This window comes from Paenibacillus sp. MY03, assembly GCF_002165585.1.
In the GTDB taxonomy this organism is placed as follows: domain Bacteria; phylum Bacillota; class Bacilli; order Paenibacillales; family Paenibacillaceae; genus Pristimantibacillus; species Pristimantibacillus agaridevorans.
On the sequence record NZ_MXQD01000007.1, the window covers coordinates 138,095 to 161,396 of the forward strand.

16 protein-coding genes and 1 pseudogene are annotated in these 23,302 nt (G+C 56.1%); 1 reads left to right on the plus strand and 16 read right to left on the minus strand.

Annotation, left to right across the window (positions count from 1 at the left end):
• Nucleotides 1-4: 4 nt before the first annotated feature.
• From B1748_RS08190 to B1748_RS08245, 12 genes are all read right to left on the minus strand, one after another.
• A complete protein-coding gene (locus B1748_RS08190; RefSeq protein ID WP_087567408.1) occupies nucleotides 5-907 on the minus strand; it encodes a DMT family transporter in 903 nt (300 codons plus the stop codon).
• 104 nt (nucleotides 908-1,011) lie between these two features.
• A complete protein-coding gene (locus B1748_RS08195) occupies nucleotides 1,012-2,907 on the minus strand; it encodes a cache domain-containing sensor histidine kinase (RefSeq protein WP_256975576.1) in 1,896 nt (631 codons plus the stop codon).
• Entirely contained in the window at nucleotides 2,894-4,534 is a 1,641-nt protein-coding gene (locus B1748_RS08200) for a response regulator (protein WP_087567409.1), read from the minus strand. The genes B1748_RS08195 and B1748_RS08200 overlap by 14 nt, the downstream gene beginning before the upstream one ends.
• 169 nt (nucleotides 4,535-4,703) lie before the next feature.
• Nucleotides 4,704-6,257 (minus strand): extracellular solute-binding protein, encoded by a 1,554-nt coding sequence (locus B1748_RS08205; protein ID WP_087567410.1) that lies wholly within the window; start codon nucleotides 6,255-6,257, stop codon nucleotides 4,704-4,706.
• A gap of 148 nt (nucleotides 6,258-6,405) precedes the next feature.
• Nucleotides 6,406-7,281, minus strand: coding sequence for a carbohydrate ABC transporter permease (locus tag B1748_RS08210; RefSeq protein WP_087567411.1), 876 nt, complete (start codon nucleotides 7,279-7,281; stop codon nucleotides 6,406-6,408).
• 12 nt (nucleotides 7,282-7,293) lie between these two features.
• Nucleotides 7,294-8,241, minus strand: coding sequence for an ABC transporter permease (locus B1748_RS08215; RefSeq protein WP_087567412.1), 948 nt, complete (start codon nucleotides 8,239-8,241; stop codon nucleotides 7,294-7,296).
• 613 nt (nucleotides 8,242-8,854) lie between these two features.
• A complete protein-coding gene (locus tag B1748_RS08220; RefSeq protein WP_087567413.1) occupies nucleotides 8,855-10,144 on the minus strand; it encodes a Gfo/Idh/MocA family protein in 1,290 nt (429 codons plus the stop codon).
• Nucleotides 10,145-10,242: 98 nt separating this feature from the next.
• Nucleotides 10,243-11,943: a response regulator transcription factor gene (locus tag B1748_RS08225; protein WP_087567414.1), complete on the minus strand. Its 1,701-nt coding sequence runs from the start codon at nucleotides 11,941-11,943 to the stop codon at nucleotides 10,243-10,245.
• A gap of 26 nt (nucleotides 11,944-11,969) precedes the next feature.
• Nucleotides 11,970-13,709: a sensor histidine kinase gene (locus B1748_RS08230; protein WP_087567415.1), complete on the minus strand. Its 1,740-nt coding sequence runs from the start codon at nucleotides 13,707-13,709 to the stop codon at nucleotides 11,970-11,972.
• 31 nt (nucleotides 13,710-13,740) lie between these two features.
• Nucleotides 13,741-14,625 (minus strand): carbohydrate ABC transporter permease, encoded by an 885-nt coding sequence (locus tag B1748_RS08235; protein WP_087567416.1) that lies wholly within the window; start codon nucleotides 14,623-14,625, stop codon nucleotides 13,741-13,743.
• Between the two features lie 33 nt (nucleotides 14,626-14,658).
• Nucleotides 14,659-15,519, minus strand: coding sequence for an ABC transporter permease (locus B1748_RS08240; RefSeq protein ID WP_087567417.1), 861 nt, complete (start codon nucleotides 15,517-15,519; stop codon nucleotides 14,659-14,661).
• A 142-nt stretch (nucleotides 15,520-15,661) separates the two neighbouring features.
• Nucleotides 15,662-17,323, minus strand: a complete 1,662-nt coding sequence (locus tag B1748_RS08245) for an extracellular solute-binding protein (protein ID WP_087567418.1) — start codon at nucleotides 17,321-17,323, stop codon at nucleotides 15,662-15,664.
• Between the two features lie 180 nt (nucleotides 17,324-17,503).
• Between B1748_RS08245 and B1748_RS37935 the strand changes: the two are divergent.
• Nucleotides 17,504-17,635: pseudogene (locus B1748_RS37935) on the plus strand (ROK family protein); the annotation flags it as partial.
• 77 nt (nucleotides 17,636-17,712) lie between these two features.
• Here the strand turns inward: B1748_RS37935 and B1748_RS08250 are convergent.
• The 4 genes from B1748_RS08250 to B1748_RS08265 form a co-directional block, all read right to left on the minus strand.
• Nucleotides 17,713-18,468, minus strand: coding sequence for an arylamine N-acetyltransferase family protein (locus B1748_RS08250; protein WP_087567419.1), 756 nt, complete (start codon nucleotides 18,466-18,468; stop codon nucleotides 17,713-17,715).
• A 22-nt stretch (nucleotides 18,469-18,490) separates the two neighbouring features.
• Nucleotides 18,491-19,726: an aminopeptidase gene (locus tag B1748_RS08255; protein WP_087567420.1), complete on the minus strand. Its 1,236-nt coding sequence runs from the start codon at nucleotides 19,724-19,726 to the stop codon at nucleotides 18,491-18,493.
• Nucleotides 19,727-19,755: 29 nt separating this feature from the next.
• On the minus strand, nucleotides 19,756-21,153 hold the full coding sequence (locus B1748_RS08260) for a hypothetical protein (RefSeq protein WP_087567421.1): 1,398 nt from the start codon (nucleotides 21,151-21,153) through the stop codon (nucleotides 19,756-19,758).
• Between the two features lie 196 nt (nucleotides 21,154-21,349).
• Nucleotides 21,350-22,576 (minus strand): RtcB family protein, encoded by a 1,227-nt coding sequence (locus B1748_RS08265; RefSeq protein ID WP_087567422.1) that lies wholly within the window; start codon nucleotides 22,574-22,576, stop codon nucleotides 21,350-21,352.
• Nucleotides 22,577-23,302 lie beyond the last annotated feature (726 nt).

Consider the following 23,302-nt stretch of genomic DNA (forward strand, 5'->3'; position numbering starts at 1 on the left):
TAAATTAAATCCCGGGCTTCTGCTGACGCTCCATGCCGATCCACACCAGGCCGAGCGCGATGCAAATGCCGCCGCCGAGCTGCAGCATCGTCACCTGCTCATTAAACATAATATAGCCGACAACGACGGCGGATGCAGGGACGATGTATCGGAAGAAATTCGCGCGAGCGGCGCCGATCTTGAACATGCAGGCGTTCCAGACGACGAAGGCGAACAGCGTGCAAATCAGAATATTATAACCGATCGCCGCGTAATGTCCCGCGCCGAGGCTTGCCCACTCCACCTTGCCCCAGCTCCCAAGCGTCAGCGGGAACATAAACAAAGCTCCGAACAGGATAAACCACGCGCTTACGCGCAACGCGGAATACTGTTTCATCAGCGGCATGCAGGCAAGATTAAACAGCGCGCCGATTATGCTGACTCCCAGGGCGAGCAAATTGCCAATCATATGCTCCGAAGACAGATCGAGGCCGTCTCCTCCGCCCGTAATGATGAGCACGACGCCGACGGCCGCGGCCGCTCCCCCGACCGCCAGCCTGCTCGTAAATTTTTCTTTCACAAACAGAGGAGCGAGCAACGCCGCGAAAATCGGCCAAGGCGCCACATTGAGCAGCGACGCGTTGGCCAGCGTTGTGTACTTAATCGAATACATGACGGCAATCTCAAGCACCGTAACTCCGATAAGTCCGATCACTGCGAGCTTTAGCGCCGCTTTCCACGTAATGCCGACGCTGCCCTCCCTAAGCTTTAGAAGCAAGAAAAAGAAGGGAATCGCGCCTCCGAACCGGATAAACGTAAACAATATCGGATCGAACGTCTCCATCGCCGAGCGCGAAACGCCGAAGTTGGCTCCCCAAATAATCGAAACTAAACCAAGACCCACATAATAAATCCATTTTCTGTCCATCTAGCGTCATCAACCTGCCCCGTTGCCCTCTAAGTTCCACTTTACATATTGAAGGAAAACGCGACAATATTCAATATTAATTTTCACCGCCGGCCGGGCAGCCGCTAACCTCCATGATTACCCGAATCCCGAGAATCCGCAAACTCTGCGCGCAGCCGAACGGAGACGGTCGTTCCCGCTCCAAGGCGGGAGGAAATCGCGAGTCCGTACCCCTCGCCCGCGTACAGCTTGATCCGCTCGTTGACGTTGTACAAGCCGTAGGAGCTTCCGTTGCCGGCAGGATCGCCGGTCCCCGTCCGTTCTTCCGTCAAAAGACGGCGCGTCAGCTCCTCTTCCATGCCGATGCCGTTGTCCGAAACGGCAAAGACGAGATCCTCCCCTTCCGCCCGTGCCGTAATGATAATGCGCCCCTTGCGATCCTTTGCCTTGCGGATGCCGTGCAGCAGCGCGTTTTCAACGATCGGCTGCAGGATGAGCTTGGGCATCCGATACTCTTCCAGCCCCTTGCCCGCGTCCACCTCGAAGTCAAACGAGCCGAGGAAACGGCTTTGCTGAATTTCAAGATACACCTCGGCGAGCCTCAGCTCGTCCGTCGCGCTGACGACGCTCTTGCCCTTGTTTAAGCTGAGCCTGAAATATTTCGCCAGACTGTCGATCATCCCGCTGATATCCGTCGCTCCCTTGCCGATGGCAATCCAGTTGATCGTATCCAGCGTGTTGTACAAGAAATGAGGATTGATCTGCGCCTGCAGTGCCTGCAGCTGAGCTTCGCGCTCGCGCAGCTCGGCGGAATATTTTTCTTCGACAAGCGTGCGCACACGAAGGATGAGATGATCGACGCTTCGCTCCAGCATATGAAAATCACCGCTAACCGCCGGCAGCTCGTGCAAACCCTCTACGCTCTCCTTGCCTTCCTTCTCTTCCTTCCGGATGACCGTTATCACTTGATTGACCCGCCGATTCATGCCTCGCACGATGATGGCCAGCAACACGAACGGCAGAATAAGGAACAAGGCGACGTATTCGATAAGCGAACGACGTTCGGACTGCCTTGTCAGTTTGACGGTAGCAGGCGACAACTGGGACTCCGAGCCCTGAGCCACCAGCTTCCAGCCCGTCGGCGGCAGAGTCGTGTACAGCACGTCATGCCTCTCGTTGTCTAGCCGGATCGACGCCGTTCCTTCCGAACCCGCGACAATAACGTCCTGTACCGCCGGATCTACCTGCGTTCCGATCCGCAACGGATCGGAATGATATACGACGGAGCCATCGGGCGCGACGAGGTATACCTCTGTGCCAGGGGAGAATTGCAGCTCGGACAGAATGTTGGACACCAAACTCTGCTTGACATCTATCATAAGCACGCCGGACACCTTATCATAATCACCGGGATCCCGCAGCATGCGCGCTGCCGACAGTATGGTCTCGTCATCCTCCCCGAGAAAAGCTTCCTGGTAGACGCCCGTCCAGACGATGCCGCCGTTGCCCGCAATAATGGTGTCGAACCAGGGCCTGCCCATCAAGCTGTCCAGCGCAAAGAAGTTGACCCGTTCGCCCGCGTACAGCTTGGACTTGTCCACAAACAAACGAACCCGGAACACGTCGGAGTTGGATTGCACCGTCTCCACCAAATAACGCAGATCCTCGATGACCCTAATCTGTGTGCCAATCGACTCGTCGTCCGAGCTGATGGACAAATAAGAGTGCAAGTTCGCGTTCATGAGCGCAGCGTTGCTAATATCTTCGATGCGTTCCAGCCGATAAGAAAGATTGCTGCCTGCCTGGTTAAGCGCCTGACCCATCGTACGAACGACCTCGTTCTTCAATATGGTGGCGGAACGTTCGTAATAGCCGTACAGGAACACGCCCGCCGGAAGCACGATAAGCAGCAAGTACGCGACAAGCCAAGGGCGCGGGATCGAGAATCGGCGAAAGGAGAGCGATCTTTCCAGCGGCTCCAGCAGTCGTTTAACGGCGTTAACCGCTTTACGCATGGCCATCCCTGTAGGCGCTCGGCGTGACGCCCGTCACCTTCTTGAACAGCTTCGTGAAGTAGCTGGGGTCGGTGTAACCGATGGCGTGACAAATATCGTAGAACTTATACTGCGGATCCCGCAGCAGCTCCTTCGCTTTATCCACGCGCACCTGCGTCAAATATTCGCCGATCGTACTGCCGGTCTCTTGCTTGAACAGGAGGCTGACATAGGTCGAGGACAAGTAGACCGCCTTGCCGATGTCGGCTACGGTTAGGCCAACTTCCGCATAATGCTGATCGATGTACGCCCGCACGCGCTCCACGACATTCGCCGTCTTGCCCAATCTTTTTTCGCGGATTCGGCCCAGCGCAGCGAACAGATACTCCTCTATTAATTGGTGCATATCCCCGAGCGTCTCCTTCGCGTACAACGCTTCCGTCAGCTCTGTCTCCATCGCCTCCAGCTCGGGATCCGCCGCTCCAAGCTCCATAACGTGCTGCCCGACCGCAAGCACGAGCTGCAGACACAAATTGCGTCCATACTTGAGTCCGTCCGGACGTCCATGGGACATGCTGGCAAAAATTCGCTTAACGGCTTCGCTCAGCTTCTCCGCATCATCGGCCTTAAGCGCGGAGATCAGCTTTTCATTTAACTCGTAATCGTATTTGGGCAAGGAGGAGCCGTCCCCCTGCCCTGCACTCTCCAAACTATCCATCGTAATGATTCTATTTTTGCCAAGATACCACTTGTAGTCGGCGGCTTCGCGGGCCTGCTTGTAGGCCAAAGCCAGGCCGCTCAAGCCGGCTGCCATATCTCCGATGCCGATCGTGACGCCGATTTTAAGCCAACGCTCCAGATTGGAGCGAAGATCGCCGGCCAGCGCGAACAACGCCTCGGCGGTGTCCGACATCGAGTTGCCGCCATGCTCGGGCCGCAACACGCCGATAAACTCGCCTCCCCGGCGTTCGAAGGCGTAGCCCCGCATATACGCCCCCAGCAGCTCCTGATAGATGTTTAGCACAGAATACCACAACAACTGGCGGTCCCTCTCGGATCGGCTGGCCATGACGTCGGCAAGATCGTCGACGGAGACGACCATGATCCAATAGGGAGACTCCACGGGCAGCTCCAGCCCGAGGAAGGAAATTCGCTCCTCCAATTCCGTCTTGGGCGCGCCTTCCTCGATGAGGGAGAGCAGGAACTTCTCGCGAAGGAGCGGCATGCCCTCATTGAGCTTGACCAGCAGTTCCTCTTTATTACGACGCTCGATGCGTTCCGCGTCCAAGTCTGTCACGACGCGCTTGATGACCGCGCTCAGCTCCTGCAGATTAACCGGCTTAAAGATATAGTCGACGGCGCTCACCTTCATCGCCGACTTTAAATAATCGGCGTCGTCATGACCGCTGACGAACACGATTTTGACATCCGGATATTCCGCAGATATGCGCTGCGACATCGTGATGCCGTCCAAATTCGGCATCCGGACATCCGTCAAAATAAGATCTGGAGTCTGGCGGGCGATCATCTCCAGCGCGACGTCCCCGTCGTCCGCTTCTCCCACCACTTCTATGCCGTAAGCTGTCCAGTCGAAATACATCCGCAAGCCCGCCCTGACCGTCGGCTCGTCGTCTACAATGAGCAAGGAATACATCGCCGCGCCCTCCTTATCTGCATGCTGAATGTCCCTTAATCATAACATCCCCGGGGCCGTATCGGCGTAACCGGATATGTCGCTGCTTCGCGCCTATAATCTTCCTTAGATAGAAGGAAGCGACTGACGATCTTGCATGACCGCCGTCGCTTCTACCTTCATTGCACCACTATTTCGCTAATGTTGCGTACCATTCGTTAACTTCCTTGGAGCTGGCCTCTCCGCCTGCTTCCATATATTTTTTCTGGAAATCCTCGAGGCCGTCAATGGATTCCGCGCCTGCGATCAGCTTGACCGTATAGTCGCCGATCATCGTGTTGAGCTGCTGGTTGTTTTTGGCATATTGCTGCATGTATGGCGCCAATCCCAACAAGTTCGTTACCTTCGCTTCGGCCGGCTGCTGGTTGTTCAAGAAGTCAAACGCCTCGAACATAACAGGGTTTTTGCGAACGCGAGCTTGCCAGTACTGCGGATAATTCGTCTCGTCCGTGCCCGCCATGAAGTTGTTCGCCAGATTGCGCTCGTCCGTAAAGATCGGCTGGATCGGCTCGTAAGCGCCGTCCACAACCTTGTAGTGCGTGCCCTCTACGCCGATCGCCATGTTCTTGAACGTCTCCGGCTCCAGGCTGGCATTGATCCACTTAATGGCTTCCTCCGGATGCTTGGAGGACTTCGGAATGTAAGAAAGTCGGTCGAAACCGGCATTTGCCGCGAATCCGAATTCGCCGTTCGGCCCTTTGAGCGGCGGAACAAAAGCAAATGTCGCTTCGGGCTTCGTTTTCGCCAAGGATTCGGACAACGCGGGAATATCCGCCCAGTGTACGACGATCGCGCCGGCTACGCCGCTCGCGAATTTCTCCTTGGCCGTGGCATCCTTGTTCGCGACGAATTCGCGGTCGATCAATCCGTTTTTGTACAAGCTGCCGGTATAGGCTACATAGTCCTTGTACGATGGATCAAGCACGCGAGGTACGAGCTGCCCGTCGACATCGTTCCAAGCATTCGGCATCCCGAATGCGCCTACGATATTGTCGATGATGGATTGATCGCCTTTGATCGTGAGCGGTACGTTGCGATCGCCGTTGCCGCCGGGATCCTTTTCCTTGAATTGCGTCAGCACGTTCGTCAGCTCGTCGGTTGTCGTCGGCATCGACAGGCCCAGCTTCTCGAGCCAGTCCGTCCGGATCAAAATGGAGCTGTTGATTTCGTAAGTGACGGTTGTCGGAATGGCGTACAGCTTGCCATTTACTTTCAAAGCTTCGATGGACTCAGGCTTCAGCGCCGCTTTGATATTGGGCCCGAATTCCTCGATGAGAGGACCCAAATCGACAAGCGCGCCTTTCTGGGCATAATCGGAATACAGCGCCATATCGCTGTAGGAAGTTACGATATCGTAAGCCTCTCCCGAAGACATAATAAGGTTAAGCTTCTCCGCCCATTTGTCCTGCGGAAGCATATCCGTTTGCATTCTGTAACCCGTGTTCTCCTCCAGGAGCTTCGCGACCGGATAAACGTTGTAATCCTCGCCCGCCCAGACGTTCAGACGTTTTAGAGCCGGCTTCGGCGCATCCGGTTTGGCTGTCGCTTCGCTGCCGGTTTTCGGGGCATTCGTGGAACCGGACTCGTTGTTGGCGGTACCGTTATTTCCCGAGCATGCCGCCATTACCGAGACCAGCAGCGCAGACATGGCGATTGTCGAAATCAGCTTAAATGGTTTTGTCATAGTGAGACCCTCCTGCTTGTATTGTAATCTATATCATTAATTTTCCACAGAAGCCCGCCCGCCGCCGCATCGCCGCGCTCCGGTACCTGGATTTCGCTTGCGTTCGGCGCGAGCCTGCCCGCGAGAAAAGTTAATGCGAGGTTTTCCATCAACCCTTGACGGAGCCGATGAGCACGCCTTTGATAAAATATTTCTGCAAGAAAGGATAGACCAGCAAAATCGGAATGGTCGACGCGATGACGGTAGCCGACCTAACGCCTTCCGCCGGCACGTTCATGAGATCGTCGGCCGTTTTGTCGAGCGCCGAGGATGTGTCCGCATTCATGACGATGTCTTGCAGGTACAACTGCAGCGGCTTGAGCGACGTGCTGTTGATGTACAGCATCGGGTGGAAATAATCGTTCCAGTAGTACACGGCGTAGAAAAGTCCGATTGTCGCGAGCACGGGACCGCTGAGCGGCAATATGATTCGGAACAGGATCGTCAGGTTGCGGGCTCCTTCGAGCTTGGCGGACTCCTCCAGGCTGGCGGGCAAATTTTCGAAGTAGCTCTTGATCACCAGCATGTTGAATACGCTAATCAGAGCGGGCAAAATCAGCGAGCCCAGATTGTTGATCAGGCCCAGCTCGCGGACGAGCAAGTAGTTCGGAATAATGCCGCCGTTGAACATCATGGTGAAGATGAACAGGACGATGATGAATCCCATGCCGGGCAGCTCCCGCTTCGACAGCGGGTATGCCGTCAGCGCCGTGATAAGAAGCGAGCCGAGCGTGCCTGCCACTGTGATGATCACGGAGATCCAGAGCGAATTCAAAAACTGGGAGCTCGTGACGACGAATTCCATCGTGTCGAGCTGGAATCCAACGGGGAAGATCCCGACCTGGCCCGACATAATCGCCCATTCCTCGCTGACCGACTTGGAGAAGACATTAACGAAGGGGAGCAGCGTGATCAATCCCATCGCGATCAGCACGATGTAGATGGTGCCGTCGAGCATATAGTCTTTTGCTGTTTTTCTGTACATGAACGTCCCTCCTTACCAAATACTGCGACCTATAAATTTGCGGCTGAGCATGTTGCCGATTATGATCAGCAGAAACCCTACCGCGGAGTTGAACAAACCGACCGCCGTGCTGAAGCTGTAGTCCTGCTGGCCGAGGCCCATCCGGTACACGAAGGTGCCGATGACGTCCCCCGTCTCGTAGACGAGCGGATTGTACATCGTCAAAATCTGCTCCGTGCCTGCCTCCAGAAGGCTGCCGATTCGCAGGATGAACATCAGGACGATCGTGGGCAGCATGCCCGGCAGCGAGATCGACCACATCTGTCTGATGCGCCCCGCTCCGTCGATGGCTGCGGCTTCGTATTGCTCCTGCTCGATGCCCGCAAGGGCGGCGATAAAGACGATGGCATTCCAGCCCATCTCCTTCCAGCCTGCGGTAAACACGACCAGGCTGCGGAACAAGCTGTTGCTCGTAAAAAACGAGATCGGCTCTCCGCCGAAGGATCGAATGATTTCGTTGACGATGCCGCCCGACGGCGACAGGATGTTGATAAACAACCCCGAGATAATGACCCAGGAGAGGAAATGCGGCAAGTAGATGATCGTCTGGATCGTCCGCTTAAAGAACATGCGCCGCACTTCGTTCAACATAAGCGCGATGACGATCGGAATCGGAAACAGAATGGTAATTTTGTACAAGCTGATAAGCAGCGTGTTGGTCAGTACTTGCAGGAATTCGTCGGAATGCAGCAGCCTCTCGAATTGAGCCATCCCGACCCATTCGCTGCCGGATATGCCGCCGAAGATGTTGAAGTCCTGGAAGGCGATGATGATGCCGTACATCGGCGCGTATTTGAACAAGAATAAAAAAATCAAACCCGGTATGAGCAGCATATACATATCCATATTGCCGCGGATCAGCTTCAGGCGCCGTCTCCCGGTCCCCAGCGAAACACCTTCTCCTCCGCGAGGTTTGCTCATGTTCTCCACCTACTTTTCTCTGTCTTGATCCTTATTGTAGAGGCTGAGGACGGGGGCGAGTAGCGGACGATCCTTTTATTTCTGGTCTAATCCGACACAATTTTCGTCATGTACAAGGGAAGAGTTACGGCCTAACGGACAAAAAGAGGCTGTCGATTCATTGTGAGTAACGGAGCTGAAACGTTCTGCTTTCGCTAACGGACCTCAGTGCCTCTATTTGCAGCATTTTCGCGATATTGAAAATCTAACGGACTTAGATGACGCTATTTGGTGCATTTCCCCCATTCTATGCGGTTTTGACGGAAGTAAGGTCGTCTGTGTCCGTTACAATTTGAACAGGCCCCATTTTTGCGAAATAGCGACTGTGGTGTCCGTTACGGTCAGCCTTTTACTTAACTGCTCTGCCGTCCACTTTTTTGTTCACAATTCTGGCAGATGAATAGTTTCCTAAACAAAAAAAGACGTTGAGCCGTCGGCCCTACGTCTTTTTTCTATATTTTACTTTCCCGCTATTGAGGCGAAGCCGGCCCTTTTATGCCGTAAATATTAAATGAGGTTTATTGTTTCGTCCTTACAGTAAGTTACTGCATATCCTGCAAGCGGAATATGCAGCCTAACACTTTTGTGCGCGCCCGCTCGCCGCTCCCTGCTCCCGGAACTCTGCAAGACGGACGGACTCGCCGTCGCGAAGACGGGAGTGTTCCGCCGCAAAGGCGATGAGATGGCTCTGGAGCGACGCGGTTGCAGACGTTAGTCCCTGCGACGGATTGCGGTCGAAGCTCCGCACGTCTCGCAGAAACGCGGCTACCATCCGCTCGTCGCCGCCGCCATGCCCGTCGCCTTCGACGCTGCAGCGATGTTCGATGCGTTCGTCCGTCGCGTAGCGATATAAAACGAACGAGCCCTTGTCCATGTCGCCAATAATCTCGCCTGCCGTGCCCATGATCTGTACGCGGCGTGTTCCGCTCTCGGTAAGCCCGGACATAATAAACGACGCGTTCGCCCCGTTCTCGAAGGCCATGTTGACGACCTGATGATCCACGACGTTGTTGTCGCAGCGATAAACGCAACGCCCGAACGGACCATCCTTCAACGCCGTAATGATTCCTTCTTGAGTAGGGTCATCCGTCATATAACGAGCCCATTCGTGCGTCGGCTGCCGCAAGTACAGCTTAACCGCCGAGAACGGGCAATCCCGCTCTACCGCGCAGCCTTCCATGCAGCGTTCCGTCGAGCCCGCCGGCGCATTCTCCGGCCTGAAGTGCAGCAAAGAGCCGTAGGAGCTGACATTCGTGCATGGCTGTCCCATCATCCACGAGACGAGATCGAGATCATGGCACGACTTCGCCAGAATCATCGGGCTCGTCTCCTCCGCCTTGCGCCAGTTGCCCCGCACGTAGCTGTGCGTCATATGGCGGTAGCCGACATTCTCCGTCAGCTGGATCGTTCCCACCGTGCCGAGCTCCCCCTCGTCGATGCACCTCTTGATGCCCGACCAGAAAGGCGAATATCGCAGCACATGCGTCACGGCGAGCAGCCGCCGCAAGCGAAGCGAGGCCTCCTCCAGCCGAATGCACTCCTCCATGGAGGGCGACATCGGCTTCTCGAGCATGACGTGGTACCCTAGCTCCATGGCCTTCATGGCCGGCTCGTAATGCATTCGGTCCAGCGTGCATATGATCATCACGTCCGCGATTCGCCCCTCGTCGAACGCGCGCTCCCAGCTCGTGTACGTTCGCTCGGGAGCAATACCGTGAAGCGCGGCAAATGAGCTTCTGCGTTCCGCGTCCGGCTCGGCCACGGCAACGATCCGGAGTTCGTGCGGATATTTCTCCGCGTATGGCCCGTAAATGTATCTTCCCCTGCTGCCCGCTCCGAGCAGGACGGCTGTTAATGGTTTCATCTGTTCTGTTCTCCTCCTCGCAAGCCCTCGTCTGTAGTTTCATTGTAGAATCGCCGGGGGACCCGAGAAAGAGATCGTTGATTACTTTCCGTATACAGTTATTGACCATGTCCGGACGGCTGGCTTCGCGACGAACGGAATTCGAGCGGCGTGGCGCCGTTCTGCTTCTTGAAAAACCGAATAAACGCAAGCGCCGAGTTGTAGCCCAGCGCGCCCGCGATTTCGTTGACCTTCATCGACGTGTTAAGCAGCATGTCCCGCGCCGTCATGTTCCGGTAATCGTTAATGTACTTGGACAGGCCGATGCCCGTATTCTGCTTGTACAGCCGGGACAAATACGACGGATTGAGCCCGACGCAATCCGCCAGCGCGTTCAACGAAATGTCGGTCGCAATATGCTTCTCGATGTATTGATGGACTTTGTTTACCACTTCGGAAGGAATGACCGCGCCGTTAAGCTCGTTCCACTCGAAGCAGCAATCGGCCAATTGCTGGTAATAGAGAATCAGCTCCGGCCACGGCAGCGCGTCTCCGCGGCCGAACAGCGGCGCCAGATCGAGCTGCGTATTGGCATAGTCGCAAACGTCCCGGTTGCGCTGCAGATGGAACAAAAAGACGGCGGACAAAGAATGGTACAGCTCCGTCTTCCTCTCGTTCGACGCGCCGGACTCGTTCCAGATGGAAGTCAATTCGGCATACAGCTTATAAAAAGGCTCCCGCTGGCCGTTCTCCAGACAGCCTGCAAGCATCTGCACCCGGGCATGGTAAAATCCGTCGCTGACATCCGTCGTTTTCCCCACGAACCCTTCGGCAGGCACGGAACCCTCCCGCTCGATCAGAATGGCTTCGTGCAGCAAGCCCTGCCCCTGCGCCAGCTCGTACTTCACCGCATAAAACCGCTCCGCGACGCCGTCCCACTCCACAGGTTCGGCGCCTAGCGCGAACGACACCGACATGCCGAGCAGCTCCTTGCAGGTTGCCTGAATGGACTCCAGCACGCCGGCAGCGTGACCGAGACAGCTGATCTTCCCGCCAGAGCCATTAGCGGCTGAGTCGTCCTCGACACCAGCAGTCTCGACCAGCGGCTGGATCAGCCAGACGATCTTGGCGAACTCGAACGGGGCGGAGTAATAACGCGCGCCCCTCGCCAAATATTCGTCGCCGATGTTCTGGAAAGCCGACGTCAGGAGCGCCTTGTCGGGGGCGGACATCATCTCCTTCCAGCCGTCGACGCGGCCGATTAACAGATAGACCGGCTCCTCCGGGTCAAGCGGAATGTCCATCTCGCGGAACAGCCGCTCCAACCCGCTTCGCGTTGCCGTCCTCCCTTGCAGAAGCCCCAGCATATATTCTTTCTGCAGCGATGGGAGCGCCCGTCTCATGCTGCTCTGCGCCTTCGTGACGATTCGTTCCCGGTCCAGCTCCTCGTCCAGCTTGACCATGGCCCGCTCCACCGCGTCGATAATCTTGTTGTCGCTCTCCACTTTTAGAATATAATCGAATCCGCCGTAAGTGACCGCATCGCGCGCGTACTGGAAGTCGTTGTACCCCGTCAGGAAGATGACCTTGCAGGACGGCCATCGGGCCCCGATCTCCTTCAGCAGCTGAATACCTTCGATGCCGGGCATCTTGATGTCGGAAAGCACGATATCGACGCGGTGCCGGTTCAGCAGCTCCAGCGCCTCTTCTCCCGAATAAGCTTTCATGACTTCAAGCTCCAGCCGTTCCTGCCCTTGGAACAATTCCAGCAAGCCGTCCACAATAATCGGCAGATCGTCAACGATAAGCAGTCTATACATATGTCTCCTCCCCCGTTCGTTATCCTTTAGCCAGCGCTTAATCGGATCCGCACCTGCAGCCCGCCCAGCTCGGAACGCGCGACCGCCAGACCGTACTCCTCGCCATAACGCAGTTGAATTCTGCGATGCACGTTCAGGAGACCCGTTGTCTCCTCGATCCGGTTTGCGGAATAACGCAGCTTCTTCCTGAGCGCTTCAATCTCCTCGTCCGTGATCCGGTCGCCGTTATCCTCGACATAGAAAACAAAAGAACCTTCGTCCGGCTCGCCGCGCAGCCATAATTCCCCGGGGCCCGGCATACGATCAAACGCATGTTTATACGCGTTTTCGATGACGGGTTGGAGAATGAGCCTCGGAACAAGGATGTCCGGCAGCCGATCCTGGCCGTCAAACGCAACCTGTATCCGGTCTCCGTAGCAGATCGACTGCATTTCGACGTACGTGCGGGAATGCTCCGCCTCCAGCTTGAGCGGGATATCGTCTTCGTCGTTGCGCGTGATGAACTGGAAATATTGTCCGATATGCAAGCAGAAGCGATAGGCCTTCTCCTGCTGGTTGCCGGACTTGATCAGCCTGCATAACACGAAGAAGCAATTATATAGAAAATGGGGATTGATCTGCGATTGCAGCCGCTTCAGCTCCGAGCGCTGATTGCGGATTTGCCCCTCGTAGTTTTCTTCGATCAACGTTTTCAAATGCAACACCGTGTCGTTAAACGCCTCGTACAAATAACCGAATTCGTCGGCTCCGCGATCGACGGCGATCGTCTCCAGCCGGTTCATCTGCACGCGGCGGAAGGAATGCACCAGCTTCATCAGCGGGCGGTAAATAATCCGAAGCAGGAAATAAGTGAAGAACAGCACGATGACGACCGCAAGCCCGCACGCCCACCAAAATAACGTCCGGTACACCTCAAGCGAGCCCAACACTTCGGCTTCGGGCACGTACGTAACGGCATACGCGTTCCAGACGGCGGAATACGTATAGATCGCCACATATCGCGCTCCGTTATACGCAATCGTCTCGCTGCCCTGACGAGCGCCGGCAGCGCTCTTTTGGCGCGAGAACTCCTGCATATGGCTCGCCATGTCGGCATCCGCGCCGCTCTCCACGCTCCATCCCCGATCCAAATTGATCATGGCGCTCCCCCCGCCGCGGGAACCGCGAATTTGCGCGAGAGTCCCTCTTATTTCCGGTACGGATAACTCCACGGCGACGATATACAACGGCTTCGAGGACGTGCCGGTCGGATATTGCATGGACATGAACAGCCGGTCGCGCCAGATAATAAACGGCTCTTCGTACAGCTTCCCGCTTTGCCGCATGGCCGCGTATTCCTCCAGGTCGAGGAACGTCTCGAAGCTGTGGGAGAGCACCGTCCGGTCGATGACGGGAATATAGGCTTTGGTCTCCCGGATGAACGGGCTGGAATTGCGCATCAGGTCAAGCCGCTTCTGAATATCCAGAATGCTGCTTGACCTCTCGTAGGAGCTCATATGATCCCCCGTCGCGGCGATCTCCATGAGATCCTGGTCCATGACGTAATTGGGCAAATATCGTTCGATTCGATCCGCTTCCTTATCAAGCGAATCCATATAGTACCGCGCCGTATTCAGCACGGATTCGGATATTTCTCCGCGAATACGGTTCGAGCCCTGCTCGACGATCATCCACGTGATCGCCAGCAGCGGCAGCAGGGCAGCCAGAAAGGCAACCAGCATTTTCTTGAAAATGGAGGAGTCACGCAGGAACAATAAGCTCTTCATCTCTCGTCCCCCCGAATGATTGAGTCAACTCCTATTCCTTCACGCTGCCCATGACGATGCCCTTGATGAAAAACCGTTGAAGAAACGGATATACGATCAATATTGGAAACGCCGCCACAAATATTTGGGCCGCGCGGCTCGTCCGGTCGGACAGCTTCAGCAGCAGCTCGGCATTTTCCGCCTTGATGAAGCGGAAGTCGAGCTTGATAATGACCGTCTGCAGGAACGTCTGGAGCGGATAATTCTCAGTATGATTCATGTACAGCATGCCGTCAAACCAGCTGTTCCAGTGCCCCACCATCGTGAACAGCCCCGTCGTCGCTAACGCGGGCAGCGACAGCGGCACGTAAATCTGCCACAGCGTGCGGAAGTGGCCTGCTCCGTCGATACGCGCCGATTCCTCCAGCTCCTTTGGCAAGTTTCGGTAAAAGTTCAGCAGAAGAATAATATTGAACACCGGAATCGCGGTCGGCAGTACAAGCGCCCACATCGTATCGATCATGCCAAGAGACTTGACGGTCAGATAGGACGGAATTAGCCCTCCGCTAAACAGAATCGTGAAGACGAACAGCCAGGCATAGAAGGTGCGCAGTCTAAGCTGGCGGTGATCCTTGGAGAGCGGGTACGCCGTGATGATCATAAGCACCATGCTGAGCGACGTGCCGAGCGCGACGCGCTGGACGGATACCCAGAACGCGCGCAGGTACTCCGGCTTGCCGAAGACGTTATCGTAAGCGGCCGTCGTAAAATCGACCGGCCACAGCGCCACTTGTCCCGCGGCCGCCGCAGCCCCGGAGCTGAAAGACATCGCCAGAATGTGCACGATGGGCATGAGACAGAGCAAGGAGATAAGCAGCAGGAATGCGTAATTGCACCCCGCGAAAACCGTTCTGCCCCAAGTGCGGTAGTTCGTCATGATGATGCTCCCTTCCGTAGAATTGGCGACGGGTCAGAAGATCCGGTAGTTCGCCAATCGGTAAGCCAAGAAATAAGAAAACGAAATAAACAGGAACGATACGATCGACTTGAGCAGTCCCACCGCCGTTGCGAAGCCGAACTGCGCTTGCTGCACGCCCATCCGGTAGACGAACGTATCGATAATGTCCGCGCTCTCGTAGACGGGCGGACTGTACAGGTTGAAGATTTGCTCGAAGCCCGCGTTCAGCACGTTTCCGATATTGAGCGTCAGCATCAGCACGATAATCGGCATCATGCCCGGCAGCGTTACGTGGAACGTTTGCTTTAGTCGCCCCGCCCCGTCGATCTCGGCCGCTTCGTACAGCGACGGATTTATGCCCGTCAGCGCGGCCAAATACACGATGGTGCCGAAGCCGAATTCCTTCCATACGTCGGAGATGACCATCGCGTAAGGAAACCAGTCATTGCTGCCGAGAAAAAAGATCGGCTTCGCGCCGAAATACCCAAGCAGCTGATTGACCACGCCCGACGTGGGCGACAGAACGTCGACCAAAATGCCGCTGAGCAGCACCCAAGACATGAAGTGCGGCAAATACACAAGCGTCTGGAACGTGCGCTTTACCCATTCGCGGCGCAGCTCGTTCAGCAGGATCGCGATGGTAATCGGGACAAAAAGTCCCGCAACGATTTTCATCACCGCAATGTAGATCGTGTTAAAAAAAATGCGCCCGATATCGGGATAATCCATCAGCAGCCGGAAATTCCGCCAACCGATAAACGGGGAGCCGAACAACCCTTTGTTCGGCACGTATTTCTGGAACGCCATAACGATGCCGGCCATCGGCACGTAGCTGAATATGACGACCAATACGATGGCGGGCAGCAGCATCATGTGCAGGGGCCATTCCCTCTTCCACAGCCTTGTTATTCCGTTCAAGACGATCACCTCGCTGTTTCACTAAATCGACAGTCCTCCGCAAGCAATACGGGGGTGAGAGCAATGCCCCCATCCCCCGACTCCTTCGCGCTATCGATTATTGATGGGTGGCGTACCACTCGTTCACTTCTTTCGTAATTTCGTCGCCCCCAAGCTTCTTCCACTCCTGCACGAAATCGTCGAACGCGTCGACCGGCACCTGGTTCATGATGATTTTGAAATAAACCTCGTCCCGCTTCTTGAGCAAAATTTCCTGGCGCTCCGCCATTGCCGGCGTCGGCGCTCCATAGAACTTGTTCTGCAAATATTGTTTGTTATCCTGAATGGCAGGCACCAGCGAGAATGCGCCTTTCGGACCGGAGATCAAATATTCCCACCACATGCTCGTATCGCCGTCGACGTATTTCATCGCGCGTTCGTACCGCGTCCGGTGATCCTTCGTCTCCAGGATGCTCGGATCTTTGTTCTCGATCGCTTTCGGCAGAATTTCGCCGTTGTTGTCCTTCTGCTTGCCGACTCTGAGCGGGCTGAGCAGCCAATAGTTGTTGCCTTTCTCCTTGAGATCCTTGCCGAACTCGTATACCTTCTGCTCGTCGGTCGGATGGTTGTCGACCGCGATCCAATGGTTGAGCAGCTTGATGACGCCTTCCGGATGTTTCGCTTTCTTGGAGATGACGTAATATTCGTCTACGCCGAGGCCGATCTGCGACAGCGCCGGCTTGTCGTCCGCCGTCGGGATCGGGAACACGCCCCACTCCTGCACGACCTTGCCGTCCTTCACCGCGCCCTTCGCGAGCTGGGCAGGCGTCCACGATGCGCCGTATACGATGCCGACGCTGTTATCGTAGAGAAGCTCGGCCGCTTTCTCCGTATCCTTGACCGCGAACTCCGGATCGATCAGCCCCTTCTTGAACATATCCTGCAGCGCGGCTAGCGCCTGCTTCACTTCCGGCTGGATGTCGCTGTTTACGAGACCCCCGTTGCCGTCCTCGATCCAGATATTCTCGTATGCGTGGTAGCCGTTTAAGAAAGCGCGAAGGCCGGTCACGCCCGTATCCATGCTAAACGGGTTTTTGCTGACCGAAAGACCGTACGGCGTTTTGGTGCCGCCCGGATTTTTGGTTTTGAAAGCTTCCGCGATCGCCATGATGTCGTCCATCGTCTTAGGCTCCGGCAGGTTCAGCTCCTTCAGCCAATCCGTGCGCACGTATAAATATTGATACTGGTATGGATTGTACGAACTCGGAATGCCCATCAGCTTGCCGTCGAACGTTGCCGTCTTGAGTTGCATGCCGCCATCCATCGTCAGGAACTTTTTCGTCTCTTCCGTGGCGTGCTGGTCGTACACTTCCGTAATATCCATAATCATGTCCGCTTCGGTCAGCTCCTTGAGCTGCGTTGCGTTCACCAGCAGGAAGTCGGGCAGATCGTCGGAAGCGATTGTGATTTTCACCTTTTCCTTGAACTGGCTGACGTCGGCGATCCAATTGTTTTTGATCCGGACGCCGATGTCCTTCTCGTAAGCGTCGTACACGGCGTTTTTATCGAAGCTTTCGCCTTCGTCGAACTTCAGGTACGGATCGCTTGGCGATACCGTCGTCACCTCGATCACTTCATTCGTCTCGGGCGGCTGTTCTTGCCCCGCTTCCGCGCTTGGACTCGGCGATGCGGCCGGCTCGTTTGCTCCGTTGCTGCAAGCGGACAATGTCAGGCACGCTAGCGTTGCTGCAATGGTCAACATTTTGTATCTCTTCTTCATGCTACTACCCCTCCGTCTGGTCTTGATATGGATCCATCCGCCGCCCTGCAGCGCGGCTTGTCGTCCCTGTTTTCAGTATAGAAAGGACCCAGCGCGCCAGCCATATACTACTGTTTACTTTCGTATACACCTTTTGAGAAATGGCCGTCCAATCGATTGTAATGGCAAGCCGGAGACACGCTCGCGACGGACATTATGCAAGAAGCGATTGCCGCGCTGGGGGCGGCAATCGCTTCGATCATCCATCTGCTCAATCCTGGACTGATTATTATCGGAGGAGGCGTTGCGGATTCGGACACCCCGCTGCCGGAACTGCTTCGCGAGGACGCACATACTGGATACTTGTGGCCCATCGTCGTTCTCGACGTCAATGGACATCCCATTCCACTCTACACCACAATGCCGAAATACTTCTTGAGCGCTTCGGCATCCTCCGCCTCGGAGGCCGGTGTAAAGGCATGGACGCCGTCCGGGCGGAACAGGCGGAACTCCTCGTTCCACACCGTGTTTCGCCCGTCTTTCGTATGCATGGCTACGATCCGGTTATTTTTGAACACGGAATCCGGCGCATGCTCGCACCAGAAGGACGCCATCAGATAGTCCTTCGGCAGTTGAGGCTCCTCCGTGAACGAGAAGAGGCGGGCCCAGCCGTCCTTCTTCTTCTCCATCAACATCCAGCCAAATTCCGCGTCCCGGTCGAATCGATAGCTTTCGCCGCCCTGTTGCTGCTCTAAGCCCTCCTGAAGCAACAGCGGCCTGCGGGGCACGATACCGCCTACCCCGACATCGCACAGGAAGACGCGGCCCTCGGCCTCGACGCGAAGCACCTGATGCCTGCGCTTAGGCGGCGTATTAACCTCGTCGCGCCAGAACCGGGCGAAGTAGTCGGTCACTCCGTAGCCGAGCTCCCTCAGCAGCCAGCCGAACAGCGCGTTCAGTTCGAAGCAATAGCCGCCGCGTCCCCGGCCTACAATTTTGTCGTAGATGGACTCCAACTGCAATGACAGCGGCACGCCGTTCATAATATCCAGGTTCTCGTACGGCACGGCCTGGAGATGCAGCTCCTGCAGCTTGCCCAGCGTCTCCGTACCGCCATCCGGCTTCCCTGTCAACCCGATTCTTGCCAAATACGCCTCCACGTTCATTCCCCCTGCTCCCCCTCCATTTTTATTGCTGCGCCCAATTCCCCTTGCGGAATACCGGCTCGATCGTGCCGTCCGGCAGCTCCCCGTCGATGTCGAGCTCCGCGCAGCCGATCATAAAGTCCACATGCGTCAGGCTGACGTTCGCCCCGCGGGCGACCAGCTCTTCGCCCGACAGCTTTGTGCCGCCTTCAAGATTGACGGGATAGGCGCTGCCAAGCGCGAAGTGGCAGGATGCGTTCTCGTCGATGCCGGTATTGTAGAATACGCGGTTCAGGTTCGAGATCGGCGAGTCATGCGGCACCAGAGCCAACTCTCCCAGATAGGACGCTCCTTCGTCCGTCTCCAGCAGCGTCGTCAGATGCTCGCGGCCCGAGTTGGCGTCATACTCCACGACTTTGCCTTCCTTGAACGTCAACGTGATGCCCTCGACCAGTCTGCCGTTCAAATTCAGCGGCAGCGTGCTGCGAATCGTTCCGTTGACGCCTAGCCGATGGGGCATCGTATACACTTCCTCCGTCGGCATGTTCGCGACGAAATAAACGCCCTTCTCGTTTTCTCCACCGCCGCCGCGCCATATATGGCCTTCCGGCAGAGCCACCTGCAAATCCGTGCCCGGGGCGCGGTAATGAAGGCTTCTGTACTTCTTGCCGTTCAGCAGATTCTGACGCTTCTTCAACTCCCCGATATGCTCCCGCCAGGCGGCTACCGGGTCGGCGGCGTTCACGCGGACCATGTGGAAGATCGCCTCCCACATCGCCTCCATGCGCTCCTCCTCGGGCAAGTCCGCAAATACCTTGTCCGCCCATGCGCGGGTAGGCGCCTTGATCAGCGACCAACTGATCCGGCTGTTGCGCGTATAGGCCGAATACGCCTTGCGCGCGACTGCCGCGGCCTTGGTCGCCGCCGCCACCTTGGCGGAATCGATGCCGCGGAGCAGCTCCGGATTTGGCACCTTGATATGCAGGATGGCGCCGCCTTCCTCCGCGAACCGCTCCATCCGGTCAGCCTCCCACCCCGGATAATAGTCAAACGAATCCTGCGGCGCCTTCTCGTACCGGATGCGAGTAATGTCCTCGTCGTCCCATTCCACGATGACGTATTTGGCTCCGGCCTCATACGCCTTCGCCACGATGAGTCTTGTCAGCTCCGCCGTCTCGATAGGCGCATGCACGATCAGCACCTGTCCAGGTTGTATGTTGACGCCGACCTTGACTACAAGCTCCGCGTATTTGATCAACTTGATTTCAAAATCATTCATTCCTTGCTCTCCTTCCATCCTCGCCAAGCCTAATTCAGTTTTATTTTGTCCAATTCATCGAGGAGCGCAGCCCTCTTCTTGTAAGCCTCGCGAAGCGATTGGATCAGTCCTTCCGCATGCTCGCGTCCTCCCGCCTTAATCAGATGCCGAATGATATCGCACACCTTGCGGTACTCTTTGCGGTTCTCGCTATCCTTGGCTTCTTGCGTGATCTGCTTTACAAAAAGCATGTGCAGCTCTTCCGGGTGGCTGTCCACCAAATGCACATAATAGTGCGTCAATAAATGGGGGTTCTTTTCTACATATCGCAGCAGCCTGTCGTTGCGCTTCTCCTCTATAATCAACTTTTTGTACAACGAGCCTGCTTCCCAATCGCTTCGGGCAGCCTCTTCGATTTCGTCCAGCAGCCCCTCGTAGCTCGCTTCCCACTCCAAAGCGTCCGTCGCTTCCTTGAGCTTAAGGAAAAATTCATATTCGCCTTCGAGCGTATATTTTTTGGCCAAAGCCTTCAGCGCTTCCCGATCGCCGGTCGCTTCGTAGATGATGGCCCGTTTCTTTTCCCAGTGGCTGACCAGGCCCCAGTGTCTTCGCTCCCTGTCCCCAAGCTCTCCCTGTTCGATTAAGGATAATGCATCGCCGTACCGTTCCTCGAGAATGGCCTTCTCGATCGCGATGTCCCGAAACGCTTTGATTTCCAAATGTTCTTCCATGTATCGGTTGGCCTGCTCAGGCCCGTCGAATCTCGCGAGAACCTCGTAACGAAGCTGCGACGCCTCCTCCGTGAAGAAGCTGCTTCGATATTCCTTCGTTTGCTCCTCGGCCTCGAACGCGTCCAGTTGGCTCCACCATTGATCCTTCTCCTTCGGACTGACCATCCACAAGGAAGCGGTTCGCATAAGGGACAACCGCCATTCGTTCCAGCCATCCCAATTCGAATGCTTCGCTTCTTTTAATGTCATAGCAAACAGGGAGGCTCGTATCTTCGTATCGACGCCTCCCCCTTGCTCCGCGGAGGTCAGCAAGTGCCTTAACCCCTCCTTGATCATTCCTCCCACATCGCCGCCGGAGTCGTCGCTTTTTTGCAGCAGATCGCACATTTCATGAAGCACGCACAGAACGATCTCCGCCGCGGCAAGATGCTGCCCTTTTGCCGTCGCCGCGTCGGCGGCTTCCATGACTTTCCGTGCACCCGTTAACGCCCTGTACACATTGCGATAGAATACGAAACCCCGATCCGAATATTGTTTGATTGAAGCCTTGATAATCGCTTTGTATTGCTTCAACGACTCTTTGCTGCCCGTCTCGACGAAACGAAGCGACAAATCCTTGTTCACCTCGTCGTATTGCTCCGCCAGCCCTGCCAGCAGCTGAACAAGCTCTTCCTTCGCAAGCGAAGCGAGCTGCTCTTCCAACCCTTTTTTTGTCATACGAATGCACCCTCTCTCGCACCTCAAGCTCTTGTTACTATCTTATCCATTGATCGGGCGGTAGAGCAAGCCATTCCATCGCCAACCAAGGTGAAACGGCTGTCGCTGTCGTTTGGCGGCGCAGCGCGTTTCATTCCGAGCATTAGAGGTCAAGTATGGAGAAAACACCTGCGCCGGGCTGCGCAAGTGTCTTCTGCTAATCCTTATACGGGTCAAACTCGTCCGCTCCCGCCATGCACACGCCAATGGGCTTCAATACATGCAGAACCTCGATCGTCTCCGAGTGCGCGTCAAGAACATCCTGAAGCTTGCGGTACACAAATGGACTTTCGTCCGTACCGGCTCCCCGAAGCTCGACGTCATATGCGTCGACGGCTTCCTTCATGGCTTCGGCAGAGATTTGTCCGCCTGCGCGCGTCCTCGTCTTCCAATTCATTTTGCCCGCGGCCTGCGTCCGACTCATGATTCGCCCCGCACCATGTACGGTGCTATAGAAGGAATCCCGATTCTCGTCCGTTGCCTTGCCCCTCACGATGACCGAGATGTCCCCCATACTGCCCCCGATAAAACCAAGCTGCCCCGGCGCCGACGGAGTCGCGCCTTTGCGGACGACGACGGCTTCCTTGCCGTCATGCCGCTCCCGCCATGCGAAGTTATGATGGTTATGCACCTCGAAGTCGGCTTGCGCACTCAAAATGGAAAGCACCTGCCCGATCACGTAATCCCGACCGGCATACGCGTATCTTCCGGCCAGCTTCATCGCGCGCTCGTACATATCTCCAAGCTCGCTGTCCAGATCCAGCAGAACAGGAGGTTGATCCATGCTCTCGCCGGGCGCTTTTCCAAGAAATTCGCGTCCTGCCGCCAGATTCAGGAACCCGCTGGCCGTCTTGTGGCCGAAGCCCCTGCTTCCAAAATGGTTCGCGATCCACAGCCGTCCCGTCGCCTTCTCCTCGAATAAATCGACATAGTGATTGCCGCTGCCTACCGTGCCGAGTTGACTGTGCGCGAGCGCCTTCAATTTGTCATGCTCCTGCTTCCCGATTGCGTTATACACGTTCCAGTCTAGATCGTCGAACAGCGGGTGGTCCACCTTCTCGCTATTGACGCGCCCTACGCCGAAGGACACCTTGCGGGCGATGGCGTCCATGATGGAAGGCAAGGACGACTTGACGTCCGCTGCCATCAGGTTCGTGCGCACCGCCTTGTTGCCGCAGGCAATGTCGTAGCCGACGCCGGACGGAGAGATCTGCCCGTCGTACGCGACCACGCCTCCGATCGGCTGGCTATACCCTTTATGATGATCGGCCATCAGCAGCGCCTGCAAGACGTTGCCGTGTTCGGCACATGTTTTTGCCTGCGACATCGCGCCCGGATCCGGCGTTCCCCACACACGTACGCCGTCTATAATTTGATAAGCCATATAAATGATTCGCTCCTTTAACCTTTCATGTTCGCCGCACCTTATGTATGCCGCACTCGCTCCATTGTCGCTGATTTCGCCGCCTCCGAACAGGGTGAAAGTATGGCTGGCGAAAGATTGCGCCGGCTATGGGCATGCCGATGCCGCTATAAGGGATGCCGATTGCAGCTACGGTCGGATCGGTTGGCTCACATGTTCGGTTGCTTCGAAGGAGCTGTACTGATGCGTTCAGCTACATTTGCCCGGATCTGCTCCATTGCGCGATTTTTCATACACATTCGCTCGTCCCCGCCTGTCCGCGCCCCATTGTACTCGGTTTTTCAGACACATTTACTCGTCCACGCCTGTCCGCGCCCCATTGTACTCGGTTTTTCATACACATTCGCTCGTCCCCGCCTGTCCGCGCCCCATTGTACTCGGATTTTCATACACATTTACTCGTCCCCGCCTGTCCGCGCCCCATTGTACTCGGTTTTTCATACACATTTACTCGTCCCCGCCTGTCCGCGCCCCATTGTACTCGGTTTTTCATACACATTCGCTCGTCCCCGCCTGTCCGCAGATGGCGCAATGTACTCGGTTTTTCAGACACATTTACTCGCCCCGCCTGTCCGCGCCCCATTGTACTCGGATTTTCATACACATTTACTCGTCCCCGCCTGTCCGCGCCCCATTGTACTCGGTTTTTCATACACATTCGCTCGTCCCCGCCTGTCCGCAGATGGC

Excerpts from the sequence above, each read along its gene's own strand:
- B1748_RS08190 (WP_087567408.1), bottom strand. The coding sequence starts at position 907 with ATGGACAGAAAATGGATTTATTATGTGGGTCTTGGTTTAGTTTCGATT.
- B1748_RS08195 (WP_256975576.1), bottom strand. The coding sequence starts at position 2,907 with ATGGCCATGCGTAAAGCGGTTAACGCCGTTAAACGACTGCTGGAGCCG.
- B1748_RS08200 (WP_087567409.1), bottom strand. The coding sequence starts at position 4,534 with ATGTATTCCTTGCTCATTGTAGACGACGAGCCGACGGTCAGGGCGGGC.
- B1748_RS08205 (WP_087567410.1), bottom strand. The coding sequence starts at position 6,257 with ATGACAAAACCATTTAAGCTGATTTCGACAATCGCCATGTCTGCGCTG.
- B1748_RS08210 (WP_087567411.1), bottom strand. The coding sequence starts at position 7,281 with ATGTACAGAAAAACAGCAAAAGACTATATGCTCGACGGCACCATCTAC.
- B1748_RS08215 (WP_087567412.1), bottom strand. The coding sequence starts at position 8,241 with ATGAGCAAACCTCGCGGAGGAGAAGGTGTTTCGCTGGGGACCGGGAGA.
- B1748_RS08220 (WP_087567413.1), bottom strand. The coding sequence starts at position 10,144 with ATGAAACCATTAACAGCCGTCCTGCTCGGAGCGGGCAGCAGGGGAAGA.
- B1748_RS08225 (WP_087567414.1), bottom strand. The coding sequence starts at position 11,943 with ATGTATAGACTGCTTATCGTTGACGATCTGCCGATTATTGTGGACGGC.
- B1748_RS08230 (WP_087567415.1), bottom strand. The coding sequence starts at position 13,709 with ATGAAGAGCTTATTGTTCCTGCGTGACTCCTCCATTTTCAAGAAAATG.
- B1748_RS08235 (WP_087567416.1), bottom strand. The coding sequence starts at position 14,625 with ATGACGAACTACCGCACTTGGGGCAGAACGGTTTTCGCGGGGTGCAAT.
- B1748_RS08240 (WP_087567417.1), bottom strand. The coding sequence starts at position 15,519 with ATGATGCTGCTGCCCGCCATCGTATTGGTCGTCATATTCAGCTACGTG.
- B1748_RS08245 (WP_087567418.1), bottom strand. The coding sequence starts at position 17,323 with ATGAAGAAGAGATACAAAATGTTGACCATTGCAGCAACGCTAGCGTGC.
- B1748_RS08250 (WP_087567419.1), bottom strand. The coding sequence starts at position 18,468 with ATGAACGTGGAGGCGTATTTGGCAAGAATCGGGTTGACAGGGAAGCCG.
- B1748_RS08255 (WP_087567420.1), bottom strand. The coding sequence starts at position 19,726 with ATGAATGATTTTGAAATCAAGTTGATCAAATACGCGGAGCTTGTAGTC.
- B1748_RS08260 (WP_087567421.1), bottom strand. The coding sequence starts at position 21,153 with ATGACAAAAAAAGGGTTGGAAGAGCAGCTCGCTTCGCTTGCGAAGGAA.
- B1748_RS08265 (WP_087567422.1), bottom strand. The coding sequence starts at position 22,576 with ATGGCTTATCAAATTATAGACGGCGTACGTGTGTGGGGAACGCCGGAT.